The 24,138-nt window shown below is 40.0% G+C and carries 24 protein-coding genes; 6 read left to right on the plus strand and 18 right to left on the minus strand.

From position 1 onward, the window contains the following. Window positions 1-8: 8 nt before the first annotated feature. Together I588_RS11595 and I588_RS11600 are read right to left on the minus strand one after the other, a co-directional pair. Window positions 9-956 (minus strand): coiled-coil domain-containing protein, encoded by a 948-nt coding sequence (locus tag I588_RS11595; protein WP_010756371.1) that lies wholly within the window; start codon window positions 954-956, stop codon window positions 9-11. A gap of 391 nt (window positions 957-1,347) precedes the next feature. Beyond that, the gene (locus I588_RS11600; RefSeq protein WP_010756370.1) at window positions 1,348-2,454 is read right to left on the minus strand and encodes a tyrosine-type recombinase/integrase; all 1,107 of its coding nucleotides are present in this window, start codon (window positions 2,452-2,454) and stop codon (window positions 1,348-1,350) included. Between the two features lie 728 nt (window positions 2,455-3,182). Between I588_RS11600 and I588_RS11605 the strand changes: the two genes are divergently transcribed. The 5 genes from I588_RS11605 to I588_RS26860 all read left to right on the plus strand — a co-directional run bounded on the left by I588_RS11605 (window position 3,183) and on the right by I588_RS26860 (window position 5,930). Then, window positions 3,183-3,908 carry a hypothetical protein gene (locus I588_RS11605; RefSeq protein WP_010756369.1) on the plus strand — a complete coding sequence of 242 codons (726 nt, stop codon included), beginning with the start codon at window positions 3,183-3,185 and terminating at the stop codon, window positions 3,906-3,908. Between the two features lie 391 nt (window positions 3,909-4,299). Next, window positions 4,300-4,515 carry a DUF1659 domain-containing protein gene (locus I588_RS11610; protein ID WP_010756368.1) on the plus strand — a complete coding sequence of 72 codons (216 nt, stop codon included), beginning with the start codon at window positions 4,300-4,302 and terminating at the stop codon, window positions 4,513-4,515. Window positions 4,516-4,517: 2 nt separating this feature from the next. Further along, window positions 4,518-4,760 (plus strand): DUF2922 domain-containing protein, encoded by a 243-nt coding sequence (locus I588_RS11615; protein ID WP_010756367.1) that lies wholly within the window; start codon window positions 4,518-4,520, stop codon window positions 4,758-4,760. Window positions 4,761-4,884: 124 nt separating this feature from the next. Beyond that, the gene (locus tag I588_RS11620) at window positions 4,885-5,277 is read left to right on the plus strand and encodes a hypothetical protein (RefSeq protein ID WP_010756366.1); all 393 of its coding nucleotides are present in this window, start codon (window positions 4,885-4,887) and stop codon (window positions 5,275-5,277) included. Window positions 5,278-5,336: 59 nt separating this feature from the next. Continuing rightward, on the plus strand, window positions 5,337-5,930 hold the full coding sequence (locus I588_RS26860; RefSeq protein WP_010756365.1) for a DUF2922 family protein: 594 nt from the start codon (window positions 5,337-5,339) through the stop codon (window positions 5,928-5,930). 285 nt (window positions 5,931-6,215) lie between these two features. Here I588_RS26860 and I588_RS11630 read toward each other — a convergent pair whose 3' ends face one another. From I588_RS11630 to I588_RS11680, 11 genes are all read right to left on the minus strand, one after another. Beyond that, complete coding sequence (locus I588_RS11630) at window positions 6,216-7,511, minus strand: PTS sugar transporter subunit IIC (protein ID WP_010756364.1); 1,296 nt, start codon at window positions 7,509-7,511, stop codon at window positions 6,216-6,218. A 12-nt stretch (window positions 7,512-7,523) separates the two neighbouring features. Next, window positions 7,524-8,894, minus strand: a complete 1,371-nt coding sequence (locus I588_RS11635) for a glycoside hydrolase family 1 protein (protein WP_010756363.1) — start codon at window positions 8,892-8,894, stop codon at window positions 7,524-7,526. Between the two features lie 114 nt (window positions 8,895-9,008). Then, window positions 9,009-9,803, minus strand: a complete 795-nt coding sequence (locus I588_RS11640) for a MurR/RpiR family transcriptional regulator (protein ID WP_010756362.1) — start codon at window positions 9,801-9,803, stop codon at window positions 9,009-9,011. Window positions 9,804-9,934: 131 nt separating this feature from the next. Continuing rightward, the gene (locus tag I588_RS11645; protein ID WP_010756361.1) at window positions 9,935-11,218 is read right to left on the minus strand and encodes a family 1 glycosylhydrolase; all 1,284 of its coding nucleotides are present in this window, start codon (window positions 11,216-11,218) and stop codon (window positions 9,935-9,937) included. A gap of 291 nt (window positions 11,219-11,509) precedes the next feature. Then, on the minus strand, window positions 11,510-11,743 hold the full coding sequence (gene mazE / locus I588_RS11650; protein WP_010756360.1) for a type II toxin-antitoxin system PemI/MazE family antitoxin: 234 nt from the start codon (window positions 11,741-11,743) through the stop codon (window positions 11,510-11,512). Window positions 11,744-11,982: 239 nt separating this feature from the next. Further along, the gene (locus tag I588_RS11655; protein WP_010756359.1) at window positions 11,983-12,939 is read right to left on the minus strand and encodes a transketolase family protein; all 957 of its coding nucleotides are present in this window, start codon (window positions 12,937-12,939) and stop codon (window positions 11,983-11,985) included. Continuing rightward, window positions 12,940-13,785, minus strand: a complete 846-nt coding sequence (locus tag I588_RS11660) for a transketolase (protein ID WP_034692897.1) — start codon at window positions 13,783-13,785, stop codon at window positions 12,940-12,942. It lies immediately after the preceding gene. 17 nt (window positions 13,786-13,802) lie between these two features. Further along, a complete protein-coding gene (gene ulaA, locus I588_RS11665; protein WP_010756357.1) occupies window positions 13,803-15,167 on the minus strand; it encodes a PTS ascorbate transporter subunit IIC in 1,365 nt (454 codons plus the stop codon). A 62-nt stretch (window positions 15,168-15,229) separates the two neighbouring features. Beyond that, on the minus strand, window positions 15,230-15,511 hold the full coding sequence (locus I588_RS11670) for a PTS sugar transporter subunit IIB (RefSeq protein WP_010756356.1): 282 nt from the start codon (window positions 15,509-15,511) through the stop codon (window positions 15,230-15,232). Beyond that, window positions 15,511-17,535, minus strand: a complete 2,025-nt coding sequence (locus I588_RS11675) for a BglG family transcription antiterminator (protein ID WP_010756355.1) — start codon at window positions 17,533-17,535, stop codon at window positions 15,511-15,513. Before I588_RS11675 ends, I588_RS11670 begins: the two co-directional genes overlap by 1 nt. 308 nt (window positions 17,536-17,843) lie before the next feature. After that, on the minus strand, window positions 17,844-18,332 hold the full coding sequence (locus tag I588_RS11680; protein ID WP_010756354.1) for a GNAT family N-acetyltransferase: 489 nt from the start codon (window positions 18,330-18,332) through the stop codon (window positions 17,844-17,846). Window positions 18,333-18,489: 157 nt separating this feature from the next. Here I588_RS11680 and I588_RS11685 point away from each other — a divergent pair, with 157 nt between their 5' ends. Beyond that, window positions 18,490-18,762 carry a hypothetical protein gene (locus I588_RS11685; protein WP_034692894.1) on the plus strand — a complete coding sequence of 91 codons (273 nt, stop codon included), beginning with the start codon at window positions 18,490-18,492 and terminating at the stop codon, window positions 18,760-18,762. Window positions 18,763-18,803: 41 nt separating this feature from the next. Here I588_RS11685 and I588_RS11690 read toward each other — a convergent pair whose 3' ends face one another. The 5 genes from I588_RS11690 to I588_RS11710 all read right to left on the minus strand — a co-directional run bounded on the left by I588_RS11690 (window position 18,804) and on the right by I588_RS11710 (window position 23,890). Then, a complete protein-coding gene (locus I588_RS11690) occupies window positions 18,804-19,715 on the minus strand; it encodes an EamA family transporter (RefSeq protein WP_010756353.1) in 912 nt (303 codons plus the stop codon). A gap of 664 nt (window positions 19,716-20,379) precedes the next feature. Then, entirely contained in the window at window positions 20,380-20,805 is a 426-nt protein-coding gene (spx, locus tag I588_RS11695; RefSeq protein WP_010756351.1) for a transcriptional regulator Spx, read from the minus strand. A 425-nt stretch (window positions 20,806-21,230) separates the two neighbouring features. Then, entirely contained in the window at window positions 21,231-22,727 is a 1,497-nt protein-coding gene (locus I588_RS11700) for a hypothetical protein (protein ID WP_010756350.1), read from the minus strand. Further along, entirely contained in the window at window positions 22,711-23,295 is a 585-nt protein-coding gene (locus I588_RS11705; RefSeq protein WP_010756349.1) for an RNA polymerase sigma factor, read from the minus strand. Before I588_RS11705 ends, I588_RS11700 begins: the two co-directional genes overlap by 17 nt. A gap of 253 nt (window positions 23,296-23,548) precedes the next feature. Next, window positions 23,549-23,890, minus strand: a complete 342-nt coding sequence (locus I588_RS11710; protein ID WP_010756348.1) for a MoaF-related domain-containing protein — start codon at window positions 23,888-23,890, stop codon at window positions 23,549-23,551. Between the last annotated feature and the right edge of the window lie 248 nt (window positions 23,891-24,138).

Here is a 24,138-nt window from a genome sequence, read left to right on the forward strand (position 1 = left end):
CCCCTCTTCTATTCGTCATCCAATAAGTTGTCGCTCGTTGCTAACAAACGCACAAAAAATTGGGTGGTTTCTTCTTGCACCGAACGCAGGCGTTTGCGGTAGTTCCTGATTTCCTGCTTCATGACACGTAATTCCAACGACGCATCGTGAATCACTTGATGGGCTTCTTGTTCGGCTTGACTGCGAATGCCTTTGGCCTCGTATTCGGCCCGTTCCAAGATCGCACGTTCCTGTTTCTTCGTTTCAATCAGAATCGTCGCCAATTCTGCCTTCATGTCTTCATTTTCTTTTTGCGTTTGTCTCAAGGTGTCAATTTGACGTTGGGCCTGAGCCAAGGCTTCACTTTGGTAAGTTTGATCCTTTTGCAGGTCGCTCTTCAATTGAGTCAGTTGATCCTTTAACTCATTGATTTGTCGATCTTTTGCTGCCAGCTGTGCTTGGATTTTCTGTTGGTTTTCTGTTTGCAGGGCTTGGAGTTCGCGTTCTTTTTCTTCCCGCAGGGCTTCTACTTGTTGCTCTGCTTTGGTCTGATACTCCTGCAATGCTTGATCTTTTTCAGTCAAGGTCGTTGCCATCCCTGTCATCTCAGTTTGTTTGACTTCCAGCTGGTGCTTTAACTGAGCAACGGTTTCTTCCAACCGTTCCACTTCCTGTTGCAGTGGGGGCTCTTGATGTCTAGATTGCTCCTCCTCAATAGCCGATGTATGCATGGGCTCATTTTCACCACTATAACGGCCATCATAACGTTCTTCCGCGGAAGGTTCTGTTCGTCTCCGTGAGCGACGTTCTTCACGACCATACTCACGATAATTTTCTACTGGCCGTTCATATTCTTCTTCAGGATACGAGTCATACCCATAATCGTCTTCGTACCCCTCTTCATAATCATCGTAAAAATAATCGTCTTGATTGGTTTCCTGATAGCTATCTTTTTTCTGCTTGCCAAATCCAAACATCCAGCGTTCCTCCTCTATTCCTTCGCAGGGGTTTCTTTTGAAAAACTCCCTTCATTCATCTATACTTTTTTTAAGGCAAAGCGCTCGTTTTGCCTTTTTTTACTTAGTATTAGAAAGACTACGAAACTCCTCAGAAACCCTTTTACAGCAACAAAAAAAGCCATCCCCTGACAAAGAATGACGGATAATAGCAGGCCGAATGGTCAGCAATTTTTTTATTAAATAACGATGGAGCCGAGGTGGCTGTTTTTATTTTAAATAACGATTGTTATTTAAGGTTATCATGCCAAGCTATAACTTTATAACTTTTGAAGCGCTTACTTTAACTGAGCAAACTGTTTCCCTCCTTAAAATAAAGATCAGTTTTTTAAAAACATTTTAATTTAATAACTTAACTAATCGCCTGTTCCATCTGTACAACGACTTGAATTTGTTGCTCCATCAGTGAACCCGCATACGTATCCAAGGTCATTTGAGTAGAGCTGTGCCCCATTAAAGCACTCACGCTCATAATGTCCCCTTTACTTTCCAAGCAACGGGTCGCAAATGTATGACGCAATTGATGGAAATGGATCGTTTCCAGCCCCGCCTTTAGGCGCAGCTTATGGAAATGGTAGGTAATCAGTCGTGGCTCGATTGGTTCCTTCTTATCAGAGAGAACAAATTCTCCTTTGGCCTGCTTCTTCCGATCCAACAACACCTGTCGCAACAGCTTGCTCATAGGAATGGAACGAGTCGAAGCAGCGGTCTTAGAGCTCGAGTAGAGCAAGCCGGTTTTTTTACCCGCATATAGTCCAATAATTCGTTGAAAAGTAGAACGGACATGGATAAGGTTATTGTCGAAATCAATGTCTCGCCAAGCTAAAGCCGCTGTTTCACCAATCCGAAGGCCGGCATGCAGGGCTAACAAGGTGGACACCCCTCTGCCTTTCTTTTCTGATAAAGCTGCCGTTTCCAATCTTTTTTGTTCTTGTCTGGTGATGGCTTGATTCTTTCTTTTTTCTACTTTGGGCAGCTTCACAGACAGGAATGGATTGACCTTGATTCGTTGCTTCCGTATAGCAATTGCCAAACATTGATTCGTAATCCGAAAGATCACTTGGATCGTAGAAGGCTTCAACTTGCGCTGCAGCAAAGACGCTAACAATTCTTCTCCCACTGATTCATCCAATTCATTCAAGCGATAATCACCAATAGCTGATAAGACATATTGAACCAATTTATGTTCGTAGTTGGCATAGGTGGCTGGTTTTACAGTCGGTTGAACGTCATGCAGCCATAAATAGCCCCATTCTCGAAGAGAAATCGTGGACTCTCCTTGAACTTTTTGAATTAATTGATATTTCGCTTTCAATGGGTACAACTTCTCCCGCACCTCTGTTAAGGTACTGCCGTAGACAGAACCGTATAAAATTCTGCCGTTCGGTTTTCGTCCTTTGGCATAACGACCTTCCCATCGTTTGTCCTTTCGCCAATAGATATTTTCTCCTCTGCGCATCCTATTACTTCCCTTCTATAAAATACGATTTTTTGACGGCTAATAGGATAGCTATATTCCTTGGCATTTCCGCAGCAAATATTGCATGCCTGATCATTATAAAAACGAAATAAAAAACCATTTTAATTATTTTTTTAAAATATATTGCGTATTTATTTCTCGTATTCTATAATTAGACTAGTAAAGAGCCACTGAAATATTAAAAACATAACTACCTTATCGACAGTCTTCTACAAACTTCTTAGTATTTCTAATACCAAGAAGTTTTTTTGATTTATTAAATAACCATATTTATTTAATTTGTTCGTCCCTTAAATAAAAACCATGCTTCCCTGCCTCTCATAAGTTGATTATTGCATATTGACAGGAAATTATTAAATTAAATTTAATTAAAATAATCATTAAACATCCAAGTGAGAATTTTCGTTTCCTTATATCATTGATGTTTTTTTAACTATTTCTCGGTAATATAGTTTATAATATTAGTTGTTACTAAGAGTCTCGTTTATTTCTCTTGTAACAAACAATTATATGAAGATGCCATAGCAAAATGACAGAAACTGAATGAAACCGCGTCACGTCTCAGTAGCAGGTAATGATAGGGCCCTATTCATTACCAATTGTGTATGAACAAGTACTTTTAATTCGCGATAAAAAGTACCGTTGATCGATTCATTGATACCCCATTTCGCTGGCATCCCACTAAAAAAAGCAGGGGTGACAAACACATGTATAAACCAAATTCCTTATTTGAATTACTAAATGAAACCGATTTATCGCTGAATACGAACACTTTTCCAGAAAATCACGCACTCTCTTTGATATTTCCTGTGCCTGATCGGAATGAAAGTATCCTGTTTTTCCAAAACATCCAGCATCACCAACCCAACCAAACGCTTACCACCTTACAAAAACATGCAAAAACAATGAATTTTCTAGATTATTCTGCACTTGCCCGTGCTTTGAGACGGTTTGACTGTTTCAGTAAACGAAACAATCCAATGGCTAGTTTGTCTTCGGTTCTTTTCCCTTTGGGACAGCCACAGCACAGTCCGTGGATCAATCCGGCAGACATTGAAGAATTAAAAGAAGAGGCGGGATTCACATATATCCAGCTAGTAAATGGTTCAACACTCCGGACGACGCTAACTACTCGGACAATCCGAAACCGCTCGGAGGAGGCATTGTCTCTTCTTTCCCTACTTGAACGCGACTATTTACAATCGTCTGCTTCTTCGCCTTTAGCACTTCTGCAGCTGCCAGATACGCCATTTTTACGCTCTCTCAGCAAACGAGCGATGCTAGAAGCCTTTCCGCTTCCAATTGGTGCTTTAAAAGAAGCTTATGAAAAAGAACATGCGCTTCAAACCTTCCTGCATCTGGGACATTCACTAGATCCAGCTGAGTGGAACTATGAGACTTTTTCTGAGCTGCTTACAACATTACTGACTTGATTTCATCGTTCTATTCAGGTTGCCTTCGTTATTTTATTTCCCTTTCGGGAAGCGAAGGCAGCTTTTTTATTTTTCCTTCCCCATCCCCTTCACAATAAAATCCTTTTAAAATCAGCGAAACACATCCTTTTTTTCACAATATCCTTGTTTTCCTATCGGAAATAAAAAATTTCCCTGACCCTAGAAATACGACACTTTTCCCCCACCCAAAAAGACCAAAAACTGATTAAATCAGCATTCCTTAAAAATAAGACAGTCGTATTTGTGGGGGCACCTGCATATTTCTACAGTTTTCAATTTTTTGTTATTGAAGTATGGTTTAGTCACCGGCCGGGAAACACAACAAGCAACACCAAATACAAACTAAAAACAGAAAACGGAGGAATGAATTGTGATACAAAAATTGGGCACAAAACTACAAGTACAAATCGAACAAGAAGGCGAAGACAAACAGAAGAAAGTGAACTTTTCAAATGTAATTGATAATCCACCTGAAGAAGATGTGGTGAAATTAGGCGAAATTATGGCAGATCTGTCTCAACAAGGCAGCTCATTGGATAGTGTGATTATGACGGTGCAGTCACGAATTACGAAGGAGGTTGAATAAGGATGAATCGAGTCGTGAAATTAGTTTCCATGTTTAGAAATGGTGCAGGAAAAAGTCAAACTTGGAGTTTAAACAATCCCGATACAACAAAAACGCCATCCCAGATCAAAGGATTGTTAGAAGAAATGTCCAAACTAAACTTGTTCCAAAAAGATGGCATTCGTCTCTTTGATACAGTTGTGAGTGCCAAGTATGTCGAAACGATTGAAACACCGATCTTTGAAGAAGTCCCTGTTACACGCTAATTAAAACATGAGAAGCTGCGACAGACGTGTCGTGCTTCTCTTGCACTATTTTATGATTGAACCAACTTTCCTAGATAGTTGGTCCAATGAATACTTAACTATAAAGAGAAATGAGGAATCCATTATGATGTCAGAGCAACCCTTCACTCACCAGCAACTGTTTAACCTAAAACTCGAAACCATTGAACAAAGACTCATGGAATATTACCAAGAAACTCAGAATGGCACCATGACCATCAAGCTATTACTTGCTTTACGTGTACGTTACCAGTTAGGTGCGAAGGAGTTTGCTCTGGTATTGCAGGATTTAGTTCGTTACTTATTTATGAATACCAAAGCTACGAAAACCATGAAGCAGTTCTTCTGGTATTTCGTGGATTATTTTGAAACCAGTGAGTTGCGGATCTTGAATTTAAAGCTGAATCCTGTTCGCAACTTTATCGAAAAAACCAAGTCTCTGATCAAGTCACAAGTTGCCAAGCTATTCCATTCTGAAGCCGACACTGAAGCCACCTGAAAGTAATATGCATTGTCTGTCTCACCTACGCGAATAACCTAAAGAAAGGAGTCCAGTAAATGATCAAACTAGTATCCACCTTCCTGAACAGTGCAGGAAAAACACATAATTTTACAGTTAAAGATCCGGATACGACGAAGAGTCCTGAAGAAATCAAAGAATCATTGAAGCTGTTAAGCAGTTTACATCTGTTTGAAAAAGATGGCGTGGTTCTGTTCCAAGAAGTGGTCAAAGCCAAATTTGTAGAAACCATTGAACATCCAATTTTTGAAGGCGATGAATTGTTTGGTGTTCCAGTACCAGAAGAGAAACCGGAAGAAATTGAACAGCCCGAACAACGGACAGCACTACATTGCACATGGCAGGAAGCGCCAAAAGTTCCAGAAATATCCTTAGATTTACCACCAATTAGAAGTGAGGTACACGATACTCTGCGTTCTGTAGTTGAGAACGACGGAGAGGTTAAGGAAGTTGCTGCAACTACCTTTCCTTCTATTGAAGCAACAACTACTTTAGATAAAGAAACACCTTTAACTCCTCCTGCCGGAAGTCCTTACGATGCCGTGAAAGAAATGATTCGGCGAAGAAAGCGACGGAAAGCCAAAGAAAAAGAGCGTCAGAAACGGAATGGTCCGCCTGACACCCCTTCTTGATGTTTGATCATTTACCAGCGTAGGTAGATAACCTTCGTCTAGATCGTGATCCTGTACTGAAGGGAGGTGATGAATGTGCAACCTTTTGTACAGTATATTCTAGCCCCGATTATTGTCGGTGTGGTTCTCGCTATTGTGAACCATTTGTTAGACGATCATGATCCATGACGATACAAAAAGACCCCTGTGAATGCTAGCTTCGCAGGCGGTCATGTGTTCATTGAAAATTGAATAAATGATATCTGTTGAAAAAGCAGAATCTCAGCAATAGATGGTCATCTTTTCTTATTCAAGTATTTCTTCGGTTTTATTTACTAGTTCCTCTTCTACGGCTTGATTATCCAGCACTTTGAAGAATGGATAATAAATCAACATAGAAATGGCGGTTGCGAGAATTTCGTAAATACCAAAGGACAGGCTGCCTTGAACGATTCCGTGAATTACTGGTGGTAAAGAACCTGCACCTAAAATACCGATTGGAGCGGTTACGATTCCTAAGGATATCAGTACATAACCCAAAGTTACAATTACTAATGGTGTTAATAAAAAGGGAACCAGCAGCATAACATTCAACATTAATGGCATCCCGAAGATTACTGGTTCATTTACGCCAAATAATCCACTTGGAAAGACAATCTTAGAAAAAGCTTTGTATCGATTACTTTTGGAGAAAAAGAACATATTTGCGACTAATCCGATCGTTGCGCCGCTTCCGCCTAGACAAGCCAAGTCGTACAAGCCAAAATTGATTGCATGAGGAATGGCTTCACCTGCTGCAACGGCAGCACTATTGTCTGCTAAATAACCTAAGAAAATTGGCATTAGAATCGGAAGGACTGTCATAGAACCGTGAATTCCAAAGAACCAAAGCAAATTTGATACTAGAATCAATAGCAAGAACGCTGGCAGGGTACCTGTTAGCGACTGCAGGGGCTGCTGTAGAATTGTATAAATAAAATCCGTAGCTGTATTGTAGCTCGTTAAAGTAAATAAGAACTTCACGATGCTAAAGACCAACGCAATGGAGACAGCTGGGATTAATGCCGTAAAGGATTTTGTTACCATTTCAGGAACTCCGTCAGGCATTTTCAGTGTAATATTCTTTTTAACAAAGAAGCCCATCATTTTTACGGTAAGCAAAGAAACAAAAATGGCTACAAAGACTCCTTTAGCACCTAGATAAGAAATATCCAGAAAGTTCACTCGTTCTACCAATGTATCATTTACAGGTGTTAATAATAAAAATGAAACCAAAGAGATGAAGCCGCTGCTTAAAGCATGTGCTTTAATACCAAAAATATCCGCTGCACAGTAAGCAATACTAAAAGACATGTACACTGCTAACAAATCAATCGTAAATGCTGGAATATACCCAAAAATCGTTCCCAAATTTGTGGCATTCATGAAGTTTTGATACGGTTCCCAGGTAAAACTGGTGATCACTGTGAAAATTGCTCCTAGCATGATGACACTCAGCAATGCCATTGAACCAGTACTTACGCTTTTCAAATATTTATTAGAAGAAATTTTATTGGCAATTGGAATAAATCTTTGCTCCATAAAAGTAATAAATGCATTCATTTTCTGCTCCCCCTAGTCTTTTAATCCGTCTCTTATTTTTGTTTGGTACCAATAATAGCTGTCTTTTGGTATTCTACGGCATTGCTTCACGTCTTCGTCTGTTCGATCTACATAAATAAGGCCGTACCGTTTCTTGAAGCCTTGATGAGAACTGACTAAGTCTAGCAATGACCAGGCACAATAGCCCAAGAGTGGATACCCTTCTGAGACAAAGCGTTCGCACTGTGAGATATGAGCCGACAGGTAGTCAATTCGATAGGGATCATGAATTTGATCGTCGATTAATTCGTCTGAATAGGCCAACCCATTCTCGGTCACAATCATCGGCAAGTGATAGCGTTCATAAATATCTCGCATTCCGATATAAAGGCCTTCAGGATCTATACCGAATTCCATCCATTTCGTTTTTTTAAGGTAGGGATTACTTCCTAAGGTAAACAATTCATTTCGATAAAACGGCGGCAATTTGCTGGTATCTTCATTTGGTTTCAATGCTCGGATACACGTACTGCAATAATAATTGATACCGATCAGATCCGGTTTATTGTCTGTTAAGGTTTTAACATCTTCCGGTTGAGTCTCTGGATACCAGCCTTTTTTCTCTAAGTAACGGCGATAGGCTTGTGGGTATCGTCCAAAGACTGACATGTCTAAGAAGCAATGCTGCAGAAAGTCTTCTGCATTTTTAGCAGCTAAGATATTCGCTGGTAAGGGGCTTTCGGGATAAACTACCTGCATCGAACAAATTGGTCCAATTTCCCCTTCTGGTACCAGCTTTCTAAAGAGCTGAATTGTAAGCTTTTCTGCCAGTGACATATGATAGCTCATTTGGTACATATCCTTCATTTTTTGAGCAGCATCTTTTTCATGATTTCCGTTGAGGTCCGAAGCTGCACTAACGATCAGCTGTTCGTTAATGGTTCCCCACATTTTCACCCGATCACCGAAAGCTTCAAAGCAAACCTTGGCATAGTCTACAAAGCAGCTGATACATTCTCTTGATTTCCAACCGCCAAATTTGTCAACTAACGCTTGCGGCATTTCGAAATGATACAAGGTTGGAAATGGAACTATATCTGCTCGTAGGCATTCATCAATTAGTTGATTATAAAAATCGATTCCTTGTTGATTGGGCTCAAAGCCATCTCCCATAATTCTGGACCAATTAAAGGAAAAGCGATAAATGGTTAAGCCTAGCTCCTTCATCAAGGCAACATCTTCTACCATATGATGGTAGTGATCGGCAGCAACCTTGGCGTCCGCAATTCCAGGGGGAACTGTTCGTGCATCAGCTGTGGAAAGTCCTTTCCCATCTTCTTGATAGCCGCCTTCTACTTGAAAAGCCGACGTTGAGGCTCCCCATAAAAACTGTTTTTCTCGCATCTGTTATCCGTCCTCTCTTTCTATGTGAAAACGATAACATCGGTGAATATACAATGCGATATCAAAACAAGCTGAACAGTTTCAAAACTGCCCAGCTTGTTTCAACTAATGAAACTAATGATGATAGTGAAGGAAATATTGATATATCAGCAGCTCCATTATATAAAGAATCGACAGCCGCCCCTCTGTATTTTCATTATGCGTGCCACACAAGACAATTTCGTCTGCTGTGCGTTCAATCATCGCTGTTTTATTCAAGGTAAACACGATAATTTTAGTCTTTTTTTCTTTGAGAATGTCTAATATCTTTTCATTGTAGTAAAAGTATCCGCCTTCTAGGGAAAAGATCAATACCGTACTACCTTCAGCCATTTCTTGAGCAGCAGTCAATTGTTCTTCTTTCGTCAATCCAATTCGGGTATATTTATTTAACTCTGCCATTTTTATTTGAAAATGCTGAGCCAAAAAGGAGGCAAACTCTAGACCAAACACACCGACATCTTTTGACTGATGAATGTATTCATTAATACGCAGAAATTGCTCAAAATCCAATTGGTTAGCGATTATTTGAACATTGTCTTGAATATTCTCTGTAAATTGCTTAACAAAGGTAGGGTAAACATCCGGTGCTGCCGCGTTGTATTTACTAGAATAATCATTTGTGATGTCAATCTTTTCAGCACAAGCCTCTTTAAACGCTGTAAAGGTCGAAAAGCCAAGCTGGCGAATAAACCTTGATATGGCTGCTGTCGAAACAAAGCAAAGCTCTGATAGATCGTAAATGGTTATCTTCGGGATTTGATCAAAGTGATCCAGCATTGCTCTTGCAATATGATAATTATTGTCCCGCTTTTCACGGTTGTTCACATAGCGTAAAAGAAGGCTCAAGACCGACGTGCGCATTTCCATGGACGTACCTCTTCCTTGTCTTTTTTTTCTTATTATAGCATATTGGAAAACTCGGCCGTTTTAATCAGAAGAGCCCTAGCTTTTAAACAAAAAAAGACCTCAGCCAGCTTCTAACTGAGGTAAATATAGCCTTACTTATTAATAATCGAAGGTGGCTCTTTCAGATACTCTCGGATAATTTCTTGGTTTAACTCTTTAGCTTCAGCAATGGCTCCATAGAATTTCCCGCTCGTTTTTAGCGTTCGTGTATAGCTTTCTTTGTCTACACTGGCTAAGCCAAAGATTGGGTGATAACTGCCCCATTCCCAGTTATCGATCAAGGACCAATGCAAATAGCCAATGACTTCTGCACCCAAGTCCATTCCTTGTTTTAACGCCTGAAGCATTGCAGCAATGTAGACGATTCGTAGACGATCATCCGCTACCGCAATACCATTTTCGGTTATCATTATCGGCTTATCACGAAACCGCATAAGCATCTCAATCATAATATCTGGATTGATTTCTTCTGTAAAGAAAGGCTTATCTAACGCTTTAAAGTGTGTGGCTGTATAAACATCAAAACGGAAATTTTCGTCACGGCTATTGATAAATTGACGAATATACGTGTTCAATGCCCAAAAATCGCAAGTATCCTTAAGCTCTGGCATGACAACTGCATCATGAAAAGGCATCACAATCTCACCTGTTCGAATGGCATGAATAAAGAACTCATTTTCAATGTAATCGACATAATCCGCCATCACTTTATCGGGATAGTCGTAACGCCCCCGAAAAGGCTCTTTCATGGAATAGGACAAGGTAGAGCTGACTGGCTTATTCGAATATTGCTTAATGATATGATACCCTCTAGCATGATATTGCAGCATATTAATTCTTTCCTCAATAGAGTACTCGAAGGCTAAATTCATCTCGTTAATTACTAGCCAATAGTCGACATAGGCTTGATACGTTTCTGATGCAAAGTGAATATAATTTTCCCAGTCTGGCAGATTGTCTAACGTTTTGAAAGCATCCTGCTTATGAAACCACACAGGATGGGACACATGATGCAGAGTCAGACACACTTTAATGCCTTCTTCTTGCAATCGGCTCAATACTTTTTTGTAGTGCTCTACAGCTTGCGGATCAATGCAGCCTTTTTCTGGTTCAATTCGTGCCCATTCTAGCGACATCCGATAGACGTCTAAGTTCATGGCTTTTAACAGCGCAATATCTTCCTCAAATTTCTCGTAACTGTTATCGGCTTTACCTGCCATTTGGTAAGGGATGCCCCCATAGGCAAATGCAGGAGCAAAGTCTGGATCATCATGATAGGAACGATTATTTCCCTCAATTTGCATCCCGGCGGTAGCTGCTCCCATCAAAAACTCCTTAGGGAATTGAATACCTGGGTACTGAAAAACATCAATCATTCATAGGACCTCCTTTTGTCCTTTTCAGTATAGCAACTATTATCAGGACAAAGGTTCCATTCTGGGAAGCGCGATTTCTTATTATCTAAGGCAGTTTCAGATTTTGAAACAAGTTTGTTCTCTACATTAAACTCTGTGTAGGAATAATTATGGGAATTTATAGCATTTGACTTTTAGAAATACAAAGGCCCTACTCGTTTTAAGAGCAGGGCAACTTTTCTTCATTTTACTTCTAGCAGCGTGTACAAAACTATTCTAAGCATTACCACCGTTTTTCGTTGCTTTCATGTGTCAGTAAAGGAATTCTCTTCCTACATTTTGTAGACCAACCCATTCATCTTTTTCATAAAATTCACCGATCACTGCAGTAACAAAGGGATCATCCATTTTAGGAGTTAACAGAATACTTCCATCTTCACTGTATTCAACAATGTACTCTTTATTGGGTTCTGGCTTTTTACCATCTTTAGGCGGGAGAGTTATCACAACAGTGTTTTCTTGCAGTCTCGATGTTGTAGTTAACATGTTTAATCACCTTTCTATGTGTATCGTAATACAATTCGAATAGTAAATTATATCAAATTGATCGTACATATACCATAACACTTATCCTTATCGATGGGTTGTACTAATCCCTTAATTTTTCCGGAAACAAAAAATTTATGCGTGACAACAAACTAAAAAGACAGAAACCCATATCCCGCAGGAAATTATGGCTTCTGTCTTCTTTGATTGATCATTTTCGGATCGTATATCTCACTTTCCTATTTCAAAAATTTGACTAACTGCTCTAGCATTTTACCAGTTGTCAGCCCAAACTCTTCTTGCAGGAATTCTGGTGTGCCTACTTGACCGAAACGATTGTCAACACCGATTCGTTTCAAAGGAACTGCCAAGCCATTATCGGCAATAACCTCTGCTACTGCACTGCCTAAGCCGCCTGTAATTGAATGATTTTCAATAGTGATGACGCCTTTTTTACCAACTAATCGTTCTAGCAATAGCTCTTCATCTAACGGTTTAATCGTGAACATATCTACTACATCACAGGTTACACCTTTGGCTGCTAATTGTTCAGCCACCTCTAAGGCTTCGGATACTAACTGTCCAGTTGCTACTATTAAGTAGTCTGATCCTTCTTTCAGCAAGTTGCCTTTGCCAATTTCGAAGGTAGAGCCTGGTGCATAGACATTCCGAACACCTTTGCGATTGCCCCGTACATAATGAACACCTTCCATTTTACTGAAGGTTTTAATAATCCAGTCCATTTGTACTTCATCGGCTGCATCACAGATGACTACATTTGGAATTGAGCGCAGTAACGCAACATCTTCCCAAGTAGTATGGGTACCGCCGTTATGTCCGGCTGCGAAGCCAGGATCGGAACCAAAGATATTGATGGTATTTTTTGAATAGGCACCTGACAGGAAAATTTGATCCAGTACTCGTCGGGTTGCAAAAGGTCCGAAGGTATGGATAAATGGCGTATAGCCAGTTAAATTCAAGCCCGCTGCAACGCCGACCATGTTCGCTTCGGCAATTCCAACATTGATGAAGCGATCAGGATTGGTTTTAGCAATATCGGTCCATTTACTAGCACCGCCTAGATCGGCATCTAAAGCGACGACTTTATCATTTTTTTCCATAACGGCCGTCAACGCATCCACCACAGTCGCGCGCAGTTCTTTACCAACTTCTTTATTCTCTGCTAGTGTAAACATCTAGGCACGCTCCTTTGCTTTTAGTTCCTGTAAGGCTTGGTCAGTGGCCGTTTGAACAGCTTCATTGTCGAATTTTACAGAATGATTGGCAGCCATTTCTTCAAAGAATTTGACGCCTTGGCCTTTGATGGTATCTAATACGATACAAACGGCTTGGTCGGTAACAGCCTTGCACTGATCGATAGCTTCATCAATAGCTGCTAGATCGTCACCCTTTACCTTAGTAGTATGGAAGCCGAATGCACGCATTTTTTCTGTGATATCAAAAGGATTCAAGATATCCACTGTTGTGCCATCTAGTTGTTTTTTGTTTTCATCAATGATGACTATACAGTTATTTAGTTTGAAATGAGCTAAATACTGGAAGGCTTCCCAGCATTGGCCTTCATTTAATTCGCCGTCGCCGACGATTAAATAAACATAGCTGTCTTTTTTCTGCATCTTCAAACCAGTAGCAATCCCGGCAGCAACTGACGTCCCTTGACCTAGCGAACCAGTAGTAGCATCGACTCCTGGAGTTTTGGTCCGGTCCGGGTGAGAAGGTAAGCGAGTCCCACCTTCATTCAAGGTGTCTAGCCATTGTTTGTCAAAGAAGCCAACTGCTGCAAGGGCACTGTACCAAGCGGGGCCAGCATGTCCCTTTGATAAAACGAGGCGATCTCGCTCCTCCCATTCAGGATTTTTAGGGTCGTAGTTCATTTGTTTTCCATATAAGACAGCCAACAAATCAGCAATCGATAAGGAGCCGCCGATATGTCCGGCTCCTACCTTGCGAATGGCTTCAATACTGTCAATGCGAATTTCAGCGGCTAGCGATTCTAGTTTAGCAAGCATAGCTTTTTCCATCGTGTATTTTTCCTCCATTATTCAGAAACTGCTTTTGATTTTTTACCCTTTGCAGCCACAGTCAAACCGATAAGAACAGCTAAGACTGCGATAATTCCAGCGATCGCAGCAATTTGCCCACCGAAGTTTGCCAGGTTGCCTAGGAACAAGCCAGTTACACCATAGTCAGTATCTGAGAAGGTTGAGCCTTGGAAGCCCAGATCTCCCATAACCGGCATTAATAAGATTGGCATGAAGCTGATAATGACACCGTGTACGAAGGAGCCAACTAACGCCCCACGCAATCCGCCAGTCGCATTGCCGTAAACCCCAGCTGTAGCGCCACAGAAGAAATGCGGGACAACACCAGGAATGATTACCGTTGTTCCTGTGAAGACCATAATGACTAAGCTGACAATTCCACCCACAAAGCTAGTTAGGAAGCCAATCAATACCGCATTTGGAGCATATGGGAATACGATTGGGCAGTCCAAAGCTGGGATAGAATTTGGTACCAATTTTTCTGAGATTCCTTTAAAGGCTGGGACAATTTCGGCTAAGATCAAACGAACACCTGCTAGGATAACGAAGACGCCGGCCGCAAATGATCCTGCTTGCTGCAATGAATAAATAATGTAGTTCGTACCATCGCTTAAGTTTTCAGTTACAAAGGCATTTCCAGCAAACAAAGCGACGATGACATAAACAACTGCCATTGTGATCGTAATACTTACCGTTGAATCACGTAGGAAAGATAAGCCTTTAGGAAAATTAATGTCTTCAGTTGATTTTTCTTTATCTCCGACATATTTTCCGATCAAACCGCTTAAGGCATAGCCGAAGTTCCCTGTATGTCCTAAAGCAACGGTATCGTTTTTAGTAATTTGACGAGTAAATGGCTGAGCGATTGCTGGGAAAATAGTATTGGCTAACCCTAAAGCCAAACCGCCGAATAATACTAACGGCACAGGTCCCATATCCGTAACACTTAAAATTACGGCAATCATACAAGCCATGTATAAGGTTGCATGCCCCGTTAAATAGATGTACTTAAAGCGTGTGATTCGGGCAATCAAAATGTTGAAGGCCATACCAACCAGCATAATAAGTGCGGTATACGTTCCAAAGGTGGTTAAGGCCAGAGCTACGATTGCCTCGTTATTCGGGACAACCCCCTGCATGTTAAAGGCAGCCTGAAACATTTCGCCAAAGGGTGCCAATGAATTCTCAACGACACCAGCTCCTGCGGTTACAACTAAGAAGCCGACAAAAGTCTTAATTCCGCCTTTAACTGTAGAGGCTAAATCTTTTTTCTGCAGAACATTTCCTAAAATGGCAATTAAGGCAACCAACAGTGCCGGGGTACTAGCGATATCGACTAGTAAATCTAAAATTCCATTCATTCTATTTTTCCTCCTATTGTTTAACTATCTTGCTTGCCCTCTCAAGAGAAAGGGCATTGTCTTTATAACAAGCCCTTTTCGACACAAACAGCTTGAACCTTTTCTTTTAGCTCATCCATATCGATGATGCTGTCCAGGACGACTACTTCACCTAAATGTGTCGCACTGTCTGCCAAGTCTCCGCCGACAAAGAATACGTCTGCCAAATCTGGTGCAGCACTGCCCATATCATAGTGGGCAACCTCTACATCGCTAACGCCCAAGTCCTTCAATACTGTGTTGATGTTCATTTCTACCATAAAGCTTGATCCTAAGCCGGACCCGCAAACTGCTGCAAATTTCATTATTCATTCTCCCCTTTAGTTAAAATTGATAAGATTTCTTCTTTGGTTGCTGCATTTAACAGCTTTTCTAAGTTTTCCTTGTTAGATAATAATTTGGTTAAGCTGGACAATGCCCGCAAATGTGCTTCGTTGTCGACAGCAGCCAGACAAACGAAAAGTCGAATGGCATGCTTCTCGTCATCCATCAGCAATACAGGCTCCTTGACTTTTAGCAGCGACATGCCTAACTCGTTCACACCGTCTTCTGGACGGGCATGAGGCAGGGCAATGCCTTTTCCGATATGAATAAACGGTCCGTATTGCTTAACCTTATTGATCATAGCGTCGATATATTGGTCTTCAATTTTCCCTTGAGTCACTAACGGCTGGGCAGTTAAGCGAATGGCTTCTTCCCATTCCAGCGGCTGATCATTCAGCTGGATCATCTCTGGGGTAATTAGTTCAGTTAACATTGGGCGACAGTCCTCCTTTTTCTCAATCAATCGATTCATTTTTTTATTTAAGGTTTTGTACAGCTTTTCCTTGGAAACACCTTTTTTGATGCTGATATACGGCAAAAGGGCATCAACAATCTCTTCGGCACTAGGCAATGAGAAGCCGGGAATCAACAGTTCCTGCTGAACACGATTGATTAATTGGTTCTTTTCTAGCTGTGACATTAATGGCTTCACTAGGTAAACACGTTTTGTAGTATCCACTTGGATTGTGGAAAAAATGACATCATAGCTTTCTTCTGGAATACTCTGCAGCTGGTCTACCGAATTGGCTTCTTCAAAATGAATCGTCGGAAAAATTTTCTTCAATTCTGTTTGCAGAATCAGGGAAGAACTGATCCCGTTCGGACATACTATCAGGGCGCGAACCTCTTCTTGAACCGCCTCTTCCTTTTGCCGCGCTACTTCACCGCCAAACAAAATGGAAAAGAATCCTACTTCTTCTTCTGGAATTTTCTTACCAGTTAACTGTTCCAGCGGTAACAAGGCTTCCTTAGTAAACCGATAAATTTCCGCATACTCCATTTGAATATTGTCGATTAGGACATTTGGCAAATAAAAGCCATTCTTAATCCGAAAGTAAGCCGGCACTAAATGATAAAACAGGTTCATCAGCAGCTCACGGAAATTAGAAAATTCAATGGCGGACAGATTTTCCATCCGATGAATAATTTCAGCTGAGCAGCTTAAGAGCTGATCCAATTGAATATCCTGTATTTCACCTTGCACAACGGTCATTAGAATGACGGTTAAATAGGCTGTTTCTCTGGCATTTTCGTTGTCAAAAAAGTGTTGATAAATCAAGGTACCCGCCTGGTATGCGGTTAAGGAACGAATCAACTCGCTATCTTCTAAAGCTGATAACGGTCGATTGGCGATTCGATCGGCAGAGAAGGCTAAAAATAATGCGACTTCATCAATCCGACTAGGCACAATTTCCAAGCCAACTTTTTTGGTTTGCTTCTGAATCGTATCCCGCCATCTGGCATATGTAGCCAAATCCTGTTGGTTAATCCAATGCAGCAAGCCGAATTTACCAGAATTGGTTTGCAGCAGCTGCGCCACAAAGTTTTTGGCTAACCGTCGAGCATTTTCCTCCTCGCCCTCAATCAGAAAACCTGTTTTCCGTGTGTACTCTAAGCGAAGATCAAAGCTAGTTAACACACTGCGTAATTTCTTGATGTCAGCAATCGCCGTTCCCTTTGAGATTTCTAGAAAATCTTGAAAATGGAACAACGACAGCTCTTCAAATTGTGAATAGCTTAGCAGATAAATGAGGGCGCGCCGCTCTTCCTCGGAATAAATAACCTCTTCCTCATGGGTTAACCAGCTGGCCCACTGCTTTGCCGAAATCCTTGGCACGTAAAAGACTCCTGCAGCAGTCCTTTGCGTTTTTTGCTTGTGTGTCTGTAGTTCTCCTGATTGCTGCTGGACTTCTTTAGCAGACAGGCCTGTCTGAATTTGCGCTTGTTCCAGCGTGATTAAGCAATCGGGTTTTTGGGATAGGAGATAACTCAATTTGTAATTCATCTCCGCCACCTCCTGACTTTAGTATAGGATGAAAACGATTCATTTTCGATTATCGTTCAGTACAAAATAGGTTTCTAAAATTGATTTCATTGTACCGAAGCTTCTGGATCGGCTAACCTGAAGCCATAAAAAAAGAACAAACCTCCGTCTGTTCTTTTCCATATTAAATCGCTGCTACCGCATTCGATAGACATTTTTATATTAAAATATTTTGAACAGAATAACAAACAGAACTGGAAATTCAATTGTATATTTTTGCACATAATCACGACAGCCTGCTAACTAGAAGTTTGATAAACCACTCCTTTTTATTCTGCTAAGCTTCTCTTGAAGAACACATTATCGACATCCATGATGTGGTAATCCTTAGGCATAGCTGTTTTCGAACATTCTACAAAGCCATGCTTTTTATAGAACTTTTGAGCTGCAATTAAGACATTGACTGTACCTAGATAAAGCGCCTTGTAGCCATGAGCCTGACAGTACGCAATCAGTGTATCCAGCAGTCTTTTTCCTAATTGTTTTTCGCCACGGAAAGCTGGAGCCGCAAACATCTTTTTGATGGCACCATTGCCGTTTTCTAGTTTAACTAGGGCAATCGTTCCTACTACCTGACCTTCAGCGAGCGCCACCCAAAAGTTGCCACCGGTTTCTATGTATTCTTCTTGGATGCGTAACAAATCAGGCTGATCTTCCAAGGTAACGGAAACACCATGTTCCTGCTGTATGGAAATAATCAGATCGACAACCTGGGATTCGTAGTGCTTTGTAAATGGGACAATCACGATTTCAGACAATGACGATTCCTCCTTTGCTCTCAGTATAGCATGGAACACTTTGTCTGTTGTTGCCGATGGCAGACAGCTGTTGGAAACAGCTTTTCTTCATTAATCAGCTAATTTTAGGGAGTATTATATTAACTACAACATTGATAGCAATAATTTAATCGTCAATTTGAGCTCCGGTGCCGGAATTGGTCATCCTGTTTACTTGTTAACTGAAGATGATGAATTCGTTTATCCAACATCTGGTTTTGTTTTAGTGGATCAGTCAGCTGAAGCTGTCTACGAAAATGCTCCTGTAAATACCACCCCAGTCTCCAAACTTGACTTGTTAGATGACTACCATGCCAATCGTCAAACCTTTGAAACAAATGCAGATAGAGTAACGCTAAACAGTCAATTCACTACCGCTTCATTTAACGAAATGCGAAATAAAATACAATAACTATAAAAACCAGACCTATCACTCAACAGGTCTGGTTCTATTTATCCATCATAAAAGCCTAAGATAATAATCCCTATCATCACAATCGCAATTACTACATACTGCTTCCAGTTCAATTTCTCCTTCAAGAAAATCCGACCCAGCAATACCGAAATAATCGCATAAGACGAAATCAATGGTGCTGCAATTACTGCCTGCTTGCCAGCGATTGCTCCAACATAAAAGAATTGGCCGACTGTTTCAAACAAAGCTGCCAAGCCGCGATCCCGCTCCTGGAAGAATTGGATTTTTTCATTTTTGCGGAAGTACAAGTAGCCAATTAAAACAATAGCAACAATCAAGAAGGTCAGCTCGTAGCTCATATTGGCCTGGTCTTCTGGCATAATCTGCTTGTATTCCAAGTAATAACTGTCTAAAAAGGTTCCCATCCCATCGACAATCATGTAAATAATGGGAAAAATAATAGCTAACGCACCAAACCGATACTTTTCTTCTATTTGTACCCCTGCTTGCTTCAGCTCTTCATCTTCAGCCTGCTTTTCTAAAATTGACAGCAGTAATATACCAACTAGGATAAGCAGTACCGCAAACAGCTGACCACCATTGATCCGATTCCCCAGCAAGATGACCCCCAGCATCGCCGTAACAGCGCCAGAAGAATTGGAAATCGGTGATGAGATAGATACTTCAATGTATCGTAAACCAAAATACCCGACAGCCATTGAACCAATGTACATTGAGGAGACCGGCAAATACCGAACCAGATTCATCCAATCATAAGAAATCCGCTCAATCAGACCATAATAAATAATTGCATGCAGACCCATCACCAGTCCAACGATAATTGTCGTCTTGACCGCGCTATATCGATCTTTCGGATCATTTCCCTTCTTATAGAATAAATCCGCACTTCCCCACGCTAGTACTGTCAGCATGGCATGAACAAACCACATATGGATAACCCCTTTTCATTTTATTGATGGTATTTCCGTACAGCTGACGCTTTTTCTTTTTTTGTTTCCGATCCAATTTTTTCAATTTATTCGTGACTTCAGCATTTGCATAAGGTTGATTGGAGGGTGTTTTCACCACTGAATCGCTTTTCTTTTCCTTCAAGAAAAAAGCTTTGATCTTTGTTAGTATCTTTCCCATCATTACTCTCTCTTTTTTTGGATATTGCAACCATCTGCTCACGTCGAGAACAAAAAAAGGCAGCCTATTTGTTGAGGCTGGCCTTGTTTAATTATAACATGTGGGTTTTAAGGAGAAAATAGAAGATTATATGTTAGTAGTCAAGCTGCTTTAATCGTAACTTTGCCTCAGAAGAATTCAATAACTCAATCGTATACAGCGTCATAATATCATTCTTCAAATTTTCTTCTTCTTTGTTGCTGCCATATGACACACGCAATCTTACTAATTGTATTTCGTAAAATAATTATGAATAAAGTTAATATTCTTGAAGGTTAGTCTCCGATGATTTTTTACCAATTGTTAGCCTACAATCTGAATTCCAGCACTTAAAATTCCTACACTACGAAAAGACCAGTGAAATAGGTACATTTCACTGGCCTCTTCTTTATTAAAAAGGTGAAAAATGACTTAGCTCACCTGATTTTAAACTAGCTGTTGTTGTCTCAATTCTAAATACATTAATTGTTTTGCTTTAGTTTGTGCATCATAAAGACGAATTTCTCGCGGAATAAACTGATGAATATCTTCTTCATTGTATCCTACCTGTAATCGCTTGCCGTCAGTCATAATTGGTCGTCTCAACAAGCCTGGATTTTCTTCAATCAATGCCACAAGTTCGTTAAAGCTTAAATCATCTAAATCAACATCTAATTTTTCATACACCTTTGAACGAGTAGAAATAATTTCTTCTGTTCCGGTTTCTGTTAATGATAGAATCTCTTTAATTTCATTTCTAGTTAGAGGCTCAGAAAAAATATTACGTTCTTGAAAATCTAATCCCGCTTCTTTTAGCCATGCCTTTGCTTTTCTACATGATGTACAACTTGGAGAAATATATAATTTGATCACTCTAATCCCAACCCTTCAGTTTCTCACTTAATAGTTACTAACTATTTACTGAAATCAATTTACCTCTTTCTTTTCGCTTTGTTAAATAATTGGATTTTGAATTTCATTTATTTTCTGCCTTTATATCAAAATTTGCATTTATAATAACTAACCGTTAAAACAAAGAAGATTTGGCTTAGCAGAAAAACCAGTATTCACAATGGAACTAAAAGCTCCATTCCAAATGGTCTATTCCATTCGATAACAAAATTATTTTCGGTCACAAGAATGAATCAAAATTTTCTCTAATGAGGAAAAAAATGGTTCTATTTTTTGAGAGATTAAATCCCTGTTTTCTCTTTTGGTGTGCATTGGATCAAGTAGGCCGCCTTTTTAGAGGATAGAAAAATCCCGAGCGGTGGGATTGCTCGGGATTTTGAGGGGGGTTATTGGGTTAGTTGAATGTAGCGTTTTCCAGGTGTGTACGCATTTAGATTCATAAATAAATAGTCATACTCTTCGTAAACCACAATATAGCCACTAGTGAATGTAGCAGTTTCTCCTGGCGCAATGGAACGAGCAGCCGTTTCTTCTTTAATGGTACGATCCACAATTTCTCCAACTGTTGTTGGCAAGGTATATGCGGGAACATTTAAGGAAATATACGGATCTTCTGGATTAGAATATACTTTGCTAACAAGGAATGTATCAGTAGGTAAGTCGGTAAATGTATCTCCTTGTTTTATAAGCCTCCTAACTTGAATATAAGGGTCATACTCCATAGGGGCTTCGGTTACGTTTTTAACCTGTAATTCAACTTCTAGATATTTTGGTTCAATTTTGAACTCTCGAACCTCTTTACTCAGGGTACTCTTACCGTCTCCCCATGTATATTCCGTTGCAGTGAGAGGTAAAAGTTTTCCTTTTTTATCCCATTTTGCATTGTATGCCCACTCGTAATCTGTGCCGACTTTCAAACGCTCATTTAATACGGATAACTGTTCAGGAGCAATTTTATCACTAAGTGTTGCTCTAGTTACTGTAATTTCTTGAAGAGGCATATTGTAAATATCAATAGTGTTGATTGCTTCATTCAATTGCACAACTTCGTTTTTGTTATTAATATCTAAAGCCATTGGTTCATTTGACCCTAAAAGCTTCGTAAATCTCTCATCCAAATCATCTGGGCTAAAGTAATCACCCACAGAAGTTGCTTCTTCCGCAGTAGCTACACTGACTAAATGCAGATTGTCTAAAATTTTTTCGATGTCCTTTTGGGAGATGTTCCCATGATACTGCAAATCAACAAACTTATTATGATTTTCAAAAAATCTTCTAACTATAGTATTTTCTTGTTTACCAAAGTTATCTGTTTGCTTCAGCATATATGCCTTGCCTTTTGAAAGCTTGATCTCTTTGTAATCTTTTATATATTCATCGATCACCGTATCTTTTTCGTTTAATTCATAGAGTTGGAAAGACATTACACGAGCCTTGGATAAAGCTTCCCAATTCTCTTCATCTTCTTCATCCAATCCTAAATCTTCATAAAAAGATAATGTGTATGGATCTTCATCAACAGTGAAATACTCCGGAACATACTCAGCCACTAATCGGTAATATCCCGTATCCGGCTGCTGATTAGCTGGTTTGTCGATTTTGGTTGTAAGTTCATACCCTTGCTTGTCAACAGTGACCTCCCAAAGCTTCGCTGCAACGTAGGTTCCTACTGGTATAAAGAAAAGCAACAAAACAGCAACTAGCAACAGCTTGTGCTTAGTAAAGGTTACTCGAACAATGGGTTCTTTTTTCTTAAGCTTAGTTTTACGTACAATATTTTTATGATTTTCAGCGGAATAGCTGCTGATATAGTTGTCTAAAATCTGATCTAGCTGTTCATCAGAAAGCTCGCCTAATGGATGCTCATCATATCTTTTTACCATTTCTATCCGCTCCTTTATTTAGTAGTAGTAAAAATTCCATGTCTTGTTCCGCAAAGGTCTGCTGCAGCATCCTTTTCCCGCGGTAAAGATAATTATTCACCGTCTTTAGCGAAATTTTTAAATCGCGGCTGATCATTGTTGGTGTCTTTTCGAAAATATAGCGCTGCAGGCAAATCTCACGCATCGGATTGTTCAGGCTGTTAATTAAGTCAAACATCTCATTAATGAATTCACGATTTTCTTCTGTTGCTGGAATATTTTCCAATGTGAAATTATCATTAAGCAGATAGTCCTTCTGATTTCGTTGAAGCTTATTAATACTAAGGCTTCGAGTGATCAGTATCAGATAGTTTTTAAGCGAGCCACGCTTGGGCTGATACTTGTGGGGGGCCTTCCAAATCCGCAAAAAGGTGTCGCTTACAATCTCTTCGATATCCTGTGGATCATGGTTTTTCCCTAGTATGGATAAGGAGACTACCCAAAGCAGCTTTGAGTACCTGTCCATCAGCAATTCGAAAGCTTCTTCATCCTGCTGCGCAATTTTCTGCAGCAATTCCAAGTCTTCCAAAACAATCCCTCCCTCATTTTTTTGTTTCGTCTGTCACCTATATATACACAGCAAGTTCGTAAATATACTAGAATTTCAAAAAAATTCTGCAGATATAAATATGTACATAGATATTCATGAATTTTATAGCTTCAGCAATCCCTATTTATCCATATAAAATAGATTTCTAGGTTAAGAATCCGAAGAGTAAAATCAAAGCAGCAATAACTACCAATTTACTAGTAGCTATTGCTGCTTTGATTAATGCCATTGATCAGCTATTCTCGGTAATAAAGTGGAACGGTCCCTCATGAGTAAAGGGTCTTCGTCCTCCACGGTAATTCTCATCGGTAAAGGTCATAAAGCTTTTAACATAGTTGTTGGGTACATCGACTGTGTAGGAAACACAAAGCCCAGATTCTTCCACCCAGTCAATGGAATAAATGCCCCCAGGATATTCTTCAAAATGGATCGATTCCACATCTGTTGCTCCCGCATCTTCTTCTCGAATCGATGTCCAGCGCAATTGGTTGTCTGGTAAAAAATCAATTCGAAACTGCAAACCAGAGTCAAATTTTATTTCTGCTGATTTACCTTCAAATGGATTACTCTTCATTCTTGCACCTGCTTTATTTAATATTGTGTATAGTTTCACTTAATCAAAGCATACAGATTTTCAACAAAATTATCAATACAGGATATAAACACTAGCATTTCTTCATTTAATTGTATGTTAGCATGAGAAATACTTGCCTACTCAACAAATAGCTTCTGCCCAAGAATCGAAAAATTACTTCATCATATAAAGAGACCTTAACTTGAAACCATGTTTATTCTCTATTTTCTATCTTTCCGCTTAAAAAG

Source organism: Enterococcus pallens ATCC BAA-351 (genome assembly GCF_000407485.1).
Lineage (GTDB): Bacteria > Bacillota > Bacilli > Lactobacillales > Enterococcaceae > Enterococcus_A > Enterococcus_A pallens.